The organism is Streptomyces pseudoechinosporeus (assembly GCF_054783935.1).
In genome coordinates this window covers 1-6433 of record NZ_BAAGPS010000093.1, presented here as the reverse complement: position 1 = coordinate 6433, position 6433 = coordinate 1, and the positions used below count along the sequence as shown (strand labels likewise).

The window sequence follows — 6433 nt, the reverse complement described above, 5'->3', positions numbered from 1 at the left end:
CACGGATCCGAGGTGGGCAACTGCGCTGGTGCGGGCCCTGCTGGTGCTGACGAACCGGGAAGCAATGCCGGAAAGTTATGTGAAGTTGCCACTTTTCAAGCACCCGGCGGCAGTGTGTCGAGGTGGCGGGCCGGGAGAACGGAACGGGACCTCCGGAAAGTTGAGTCGTCGACCAAGACAGACCAACACCGGAGGCCGTTGACGGACCAGTGTGGCACGACGACGCTGATTCAGACCTTCACAACGGCCTGCGGAGTGTTCGCTCCGGGGCATCTCGGCGCCGTGGGCGCTGTTGACGGTCCACCAGCTCCTGCGGATGGCGATACTGGACGCCATCGACGCCGTGCCCGGATGCGACCCCGACCGGGCCTGCTTCACCGCGGCCCTGGCCGCCGCCCGCGACAGCGTCGCCCGTGCCGCCGCCATCGTGCCCGACGTCGGCAGCGAGCTGGGAGGACCGATCACCGAGGCAGTCACCGGCGTCCTGCTGCCACCGCGCCGACCACGGATCAGCGCACGCACCGTCAAGGGCGTCTCCGCTCGTTACGGACACCGCCGGTCCGACGAGGACCGCCCTGCCGTCAGCACCCCGGCCACCGCCCTCGACATCACCGTCCACTTCCCCCAGCAGGACACTTCCGTCCCCGCACCGACAGCAGCTCCGCCCGGCCGGCCGGCCCGGGCCAGAACCCGGCCCCGCCGCAGGACCCGCCCGTGACGGCCGAGACGCTGCTGCCGCCCGCAGCCCCGATGCACACGAGCAGGCTCGAGGATGTGCTCGCCGCGATGGGCACCGCCCCGGATCGTGAGTGGCGCGCCATCGAACTGGCCACCCTGCTACGACTGGACCGCAGCGACCTGACCGGTGAGCTGATCCGGTGGGCCAGGCGCCAGATCCTCATCAAGACCGGGCCGGCCACCTTCAAGATCCCGGACGGACCGCCGCGGCCCACCAAGGTCGCCGTCCGCCGTGAAGACGTCCTCGCGGTCATGGCCACCGATCCTCACCGCCCCTGGCACGCCCGTGAGATCACCGCCGCGCTGAACACCGTCAAACAGAGCACCCTCGCACTCCACCTCAGCGCCTGGGCACGCAAGAACCTGCTGGTCAAGACCGCGCCCGCAACCTACCGACTCCCCGAACAGCCAGTGACAGCCGCCCCCGCAAAGCCGCTCGCCGCCACGAACACACCGACCAGCCGGGACTACTTGACAAACCAGCATGAATCATAGCTTTCTGGCATTGCCTCGCGGCCTCTGGTCGCGCTATGGAGCGGCGGCGAGGCGTGCTATACGCCTGCGACAAGGTCGACAAGCGTGGTGATCAGGGCTTCCTCGCTGACTCCGGCGGGCGGGTGTCCGAAGAAGCGGACCGATAGGTGGTAGCCGGTGAGCGCGAACGTGATGACTGCCGCGAGGGCCTCCGCGTCACGCGTCAGGATCGCCCCGGCTGCCATCCAGCTGGCTAGGCGCTGCGAACGGATACTGACGTTGCGGGCGACCAAGAGCTCGCCGAGATGGTCGACCGATGCTCCGAGATGGTCGCGCTCGCGTGCGACGAGCTCCATGAGCGGGTGGAGCCGCCGCAGATTGCCGAGCCGGCGCTCGAACTCGAGCGCGAGCGCGACCCGCACGTCGCCTCCGGTCTCTTCGGGCTCGGGGCCGGTCTGCCGCTCGGCGTTGGTGCGCTCGACCTCGCGGTCGACGACCGCTTGGAGCACCTCCTTCTTCGACCGGAAGTGCCGATAGAAGCTGCCGCTCCCGGCTGACAGGCCCGCCGACGCCTCGATCTGCGTCACGGTCGTCCCGGCGAACCCTTCCCGCAGGAACAGATCCCACGCCGCGTCAAGGATCCTCGTCCGCGTTGGCACTGACATAGGTGCAATTGTAAGGACAAGGAGGAGAGCCGCTACGACCCAGGGCCTGGGTAATCTTCTTGCGATGCAAGAAGATTCTTGCGCCGGCGTCGTCGAACTGCCAGGCTGCCGAATATGACTACCCGTCACTTAATCTCATTCGCGGGATCGATCGCCCTGGCGTGCCTGCTGGTTCAGGTTCACGCGCAGCCGGTCAAGGCCGCGGACACGAACACGTCTCCGGCCATGGCTACGGGTCAGCGGCCGATGCTGGACTTCGATCCGGACAAGGGCACCCTTGACGGCTCACCGGTTGACCACCTGCCCGACCACATCCGGCTGCTGGACATCCAGCTGCCGAACGGCGGCGCACCGCAGCGGGCCGATTGGTCTCCCGACGGGAAGCGCCTTGCTTTCCTCGATGCTCCGATCGGTGACCTCTGGGAGTACGACCTGGCGACCGGCGCGAGCCGCAATCTGACCAAGACGTCTGCGCTCCAGGGGGGAGTGCTACGGGCGCACCACCTGAGCAACGGCGACATCGTCATGTGCGCGGTGGCTGAGCGCAGCGCCGACGACCCCGAGGGCGACCGCTTCCGCGGCGAACTGTGGGTGCTCCAGCAGCCTTTGGGCACACGTGCCCCGGTCCGTCTCGGCGAGAGCTGCTGGGAGGGCGTCGCGGTGTCCAAGCAATCCGGTTCCACCCGCATCGCGTGGAACCAGTCGACCATCGACTTCACTAAAATGCCGGACGTGATCAAAGAGGCCCTGCTGGGCAAGTCGAAGATCCTGACGGGTCGAATCGTCTACCGCAACGGCAGACCGGAGATCGCCGATCGGACGGTCGCCCTCGACAAGCGCGATGTCTCCCTGGTCACACCCGCCGTCGAGGCTCAGGACTTCCGATCCCTGCCCGATGGGGACGCCGACCCCGACGACGAACTGATCTTCTCCGCCTACTTCCATAAAGGCGGACAGGCCATGGGCGTCAACCTCGACACCGGCGCCGTCAATGATTACGCACCGACCTCGCTGTTCTACGAGGAAGCGGAAGGCACTGACCCGGCTGGCCGTTACATGATGGTCGAGCGAGACCTCGCCATCGCCCTGTTCCCCGGCATGGTCGACATCTGGCGCCTGTCGCTGGATGGCTCCGGGACGCTCGAGCGGATGACCACGTTCAACCACTACAAGGGCTTCGGGGCCAACAACCCGGTCGTATCGCCCGACGGCACGCAAATGGCCTTCGGACTGAAAGTGGAGGGCGGTGCCGAGGGCGAGGGCGACGGCATCCTCCTGATGGACCTCAGCAGATGAGGCGGCGTTGGCGCCGACTGAGCGTGTCCGTGCGGGTCACCCGAGCGCAGCACGCGGCCCACAGGGTGTCCCACACCCGCCCGTAGGAAGCGTCGGGGAACAGGGTCAGCGCCAGCACGAAGTACACCGCCACCCGCGCCGGCACCGCACTCGCACCCTGGCCGCCGGACGCGTGACGACGGTAACCATGCCAGGCGGGCCGCCGCTGCCACCGCCCGGGCCGGCAGCGGCGGAGCCGGGCTGGGGCGAGGGCGTCGTGTTCCCGGGCATCGGACACCGGCCAGGTTTCCCCGCCGGGGTTCCGCGCAGCTGGAGAACCTCACCGTCTGGCCCGTATGGGTGTGATCATCGTTCGCGTAGCTCGGAGCGAGTACGCAGAGGTCGCCACTCGACTTCACATTCACCACCGGATGAGAGGGACATACACAGCATGCGATCGATCAACCGACTGACAACGTCAGCCGTCGGAGCGGCCGTGCTCCTGGGCTGCGTCTCGGGACCGGCCGTGTCACAGGCGAAGCAGGACGGCACACGGGTGCTGGTGTTCTCCAAGACGGCCGGCTTCCACCACGGCTCGATCTCCGCCGGCATCGCGGCGGTGAAACAGCTCGGCGAGACGGGCGGCTTCACGGTCGACGCGACGGAGGACGCCGGGGCCTTCACGGCCGACAACCTCGGGCGCTACGACGCGGTCGTGTTCCTGTCGACGACCGGTGACGTCCTGAACGACGCCCAGGAGACGGCCTTCGAGGGCTACATCCGCAGTGGCGGGGGCTACGTCGGCATCCACGCGGCCGCCGACACCGAGTACGACTGGTCCTTCTACGGCGGGCTCGTCGGTGCCTACTTCGAGTCGCATCCGTGGTGGCCGATGCGCGCGACGGTGCACGTCGAGGACCACGCCCACCCGGCGACCGCCAGCCTGCCCACCACCTGGAACCGCACCGACGAGTGGTACAACTTCCGCTCGAATCCCCGGGAACGGGTTCGCGTCCTGGCCTCCCTCGACGAGTCCTCGTACTGGGGCGGCAACATGAACGGCGACCACCCGATCGCCTGGTGCCAGAACTACCAGGGCGGCCGCTCCTTCTACACCGGCGTCGGCCACAGCAAGGAGTCCTTCGCCGAACCCGCCGTCCGTCAGCACCTGTCGGGCGGAATCCAGTGGGCCACCGGCGCCGTCGAGGCGGACTGCCGGCCGGAGAACGGCTAGCGGCCGCTCTTCGACGGCACGGCCGCGTCGCTGTCGGCATGGCGGCAAGCGGGACCCGGCGCCTTCGAACTGAGCGACGACGGAACACCGACGTCGGCCGGCGGCCTCGGGATGCTCTGGCACGCCGCTGAAACAGTTCGTCTCCGTCCGCAGCAACGGGGGCAGGGAGCGGAGGGACATCGCCCTTAGGACCGCGGTCGACTACGCGACGTACCTCCTCCTGACCGCGCTCGGCCCGGTCAGGACGCCCAAGTAGGCGGACGGGCGGCCCGAGGCCGGCATCGACAGCCCCCGGTGGAACTCTTCCCCGTTCCCGCCGGGGGCTCTCCGTCCGCCGGGGCTCCCGCCATCCCTGCGACTGATCCGCACCTCCGCCACAGGTCGACCGGGTTCCGCTCCGGCGCGACGCTGTCGGCGCCCCTCCCGCGGCGAAAACCGCCGTGAGCCCCGACCAGGTGGCCTCTCCCTGCCCGCGACGGCTCCGCCCCAAGCCGTCCCGCCGCCGGCGGCGTACAAGTTTCTGGTCGAGGGGCTGCGCGTCGCGCGCGTACACCGCCCGCTGGTGGTCGCAGGGGCTGGCAGCCTGAAGACCTCCTCGGGCCGGGAGCGGGTCGACACCCCGGTCCCCACCCTGTGGGGAAAGTCTGGGAGGCCCGCCGCCGCGGCGGCATGGGGATCAGGAGACACGACGGCGGGCCGGTCAGCGGGACGGGAAGAAGGGCGCTCCCTTCCGGCGCAGCACCTTCGGGCGGACGTGGCGAAAGGCGCGTGAGACCGTCGGCCTGCCCGAGGACTTCCGGTTCTACGACCTCCGGCACACCGGGCACACGCTCTCCACGCGGTCCGGTGCCACCCTGAAGGACACGATGGTCCGAGCCGGGCAGGCCTCGGAGAAGGCCGCGCTGATCTATCAGCACTCCGACGAGGAGCGACAGGAAGAGGTCGCCGCCGGCCTCGACGCCACGGTCCGGAAGGCTCGGGAGGAGGCTGCCCAGAAGGCCGCCGAGAGGTGTTCTGGCACGGATCTGGCACGCGGCGAGTGATCACAGTGGACAGCAAAAGGGTCCAGGTCTTTGACCTGGGCCTTCTTCGTGGAGCGGGTGACGAGAATCGAACTCGCGCTCTCAGCTTGGGAAGCTCGTGTGCTTCGGTCTTCGCTGCCCCGCTGACCTGGGGCGGAGCGGCATGCCCGGCTGGTCGGCCACTGGCTCATTGCCCGCTGTTCCCCGTGGCTCCCCGCAGGATCTGGCACGCATCTGGCACGTCTGCGTTGGTGCTGGCTGCCACCACAAGGCCGTTGTCAGTGGCGGGTGTTAGCTTCCTGACCGGGGATGAGCCGGTTTCAGTGTTCTCGCTGAGGAACATGGCGGCTGAGGGGGGTGGCCGGATAGGGATCCCCGGATCTGCTGGATCCCGGGATGCCGAATGGCTCCGTACCCACCCCCCTCACCACCTTCTGATCCGTAGCTCTGTATGGATAGGTCGGTAAGGGTCATACCGGTTGCGCCGGAGGGTCTGAGGGCGGTTGGAGGTCGGGGGGAGTTGCTGGAGTTGCGGTACCCGGTTGCTGTACGCCTGCCGCAGCATCGCGGAAGTTGGCGAGGTTGCTGCGGGCGCTGAGGGTGTCGGGGTGGTCCTCGCCCAGGATCCGCTCGTAGTCGGCCAGGACCCGCTCGCCCAGGTCGAGGGCGTCCTGCACCCGCCCGGCATCGCGGTAGGACACGGCGAGGTTGCTGCGGGCGTTGAGGGTGTCGGGGTGGTCGGAGCCGTGGATTTCCTTGCTTCGCCGAACGGTTCCCTCGTCGTACTCGATCGCCTGCTGGTAGAGACCCGCGTCCGTGAGGCTGCCGCTGACCTGGTAGATGCACGGGTGGATGGCGGGCTGCCACAGGGCCGGGTGGGTGTGCTGGTCGAGACGGACGGTGTTGGCACGCAGGACTGCCGACAGTTCCCGGTCCTCATGATCGAGAGCGGGCCAGACACTGAGAGGGCGGTATGTGAGTTGATAAGCGATTTGCCGTCACCTGAACGGATGAGGCTGCGGTAT

At 68.4% G+C, this 6433-nt stretch carries 6 protein-coding genes and 2 pseudogenes; 5 read left to right on the top strand and 3 right to left on the bottom strand.

Annotation, left to right across the window (positions count from 1 at the left end; all coding sequences use genetic code 11):
* Positions 1 to 316: 316 nt before the first annotated feature.
* A complete protein-coding gene (locus tag ACYVO6_RS48470) occupies positions 317 to 718 on the top strand; it encodes a hypothetical protein (RefSeq protein ID WP_461073279.1) in 402 nt (133 codons plus the stop codon).
* Complete coding sequence (locus ACYVO6_RS48465; protein WP_461073277.1) at positions 715 to 1233, top strand: hypothetical protein; 519 nt, start codon at positions 715 to 717, stop codon at positions 1231 to 1233. Before ACYVO6_RS48470 ends, ACYVO6_RS48465 begins: the two co-directional genes overlap by 4 nt.
* A gap of 56 nt (positions 1234 to 1289) precedes the next feature.
* Here ACYVO6_RS48465 and ACYVO6_RS48460 read toward each other — a convergent pair whose 3' ends face one another.
* Entirely contained in the window at positions 1290 to 1877 is a 588-nt protein-coding gene (locus ACYVO6_RS48460) for a TetR/AcrR family transcriptional regulator (RefSeq protein WP_461073275.1), read from the bottom strand.
* 78 nt (positions 1878 to 1955) lie between these two features.
* Here ACYVO6_RS48460 and ACYVO6_RS48455 point away from each other — a divergent pair, with 78 nt between their 5' ends.
* Positions 1956 to 3173 carry a TolB-like translocation protein gene (locus ACYVO6_RS48455; protein ID WP_461073273.1) on the top strand — a complete coding sequence of 406 codons (1218 nt, stop codon included), beginning with the start codon at positions 1956 to 1958 and terminating at the stop codon, positions 3171 to 3173.
* On the opposite strand, the gene ACYVO6_RS48450 is transcribed toward ACYVO6_RS48455, so the two are convergent.
* Positions 3163 to 3450, bottom strand: coding sequence for a transposase domain-containing protein (locus tag ACYVO6_RS48450; protein ID WP_461073271.1), 288 nt, complete (start codon positions 3448 to 3450; stop codon positions 3163 to 3165). The two genes, ACYVO6_RS48455 and ACYVO6_RS48450, sit on opposite strands and share 11 nt — an antisense overlap.
* A gap of 153 nt (positions 3451 to 3603) precedes the next feature.
* Here ACYVO6_RS48450 and ACYVO6_RS48445 point away from each other — a divergent pair.
* Positions 3604 to 4518 (top strand): annotated as a pseudogene (locus ACYVO6_RS48445) (ThuA domain-containing protein); the annotation flags it as partial.
* Between the two features lie 578 nt (positions 4519 to 5096).
* Positions 5097 to 5429 (top strand): annotated as a pseudogene (locus tag ACYVO6_RS48440) (tyrosine-type recombinase/integrase); the annotation flags it as partial.
* Positions 5430 to 5878: 449 nt separating this feature from the next.
* Here ACYVO6_RS48440 and ACYVO6_RS48435 read toward each other — a convergent pair.
* Positions 5879 to 6199 carry a tetratricopeptide repeat protein gene (locus ACYVO6_RS48435; protein WP_461073281.1) on the bottom strand — a complete coding sequence of 107 codons (321 nt, stop codon included), beginning with the start codon at positions 6197 to 6199 and terminating at the stop codon, positions 5879 to 5881.
* Positions 6200 to 6433: the final 234 nt, after the last annotated feature.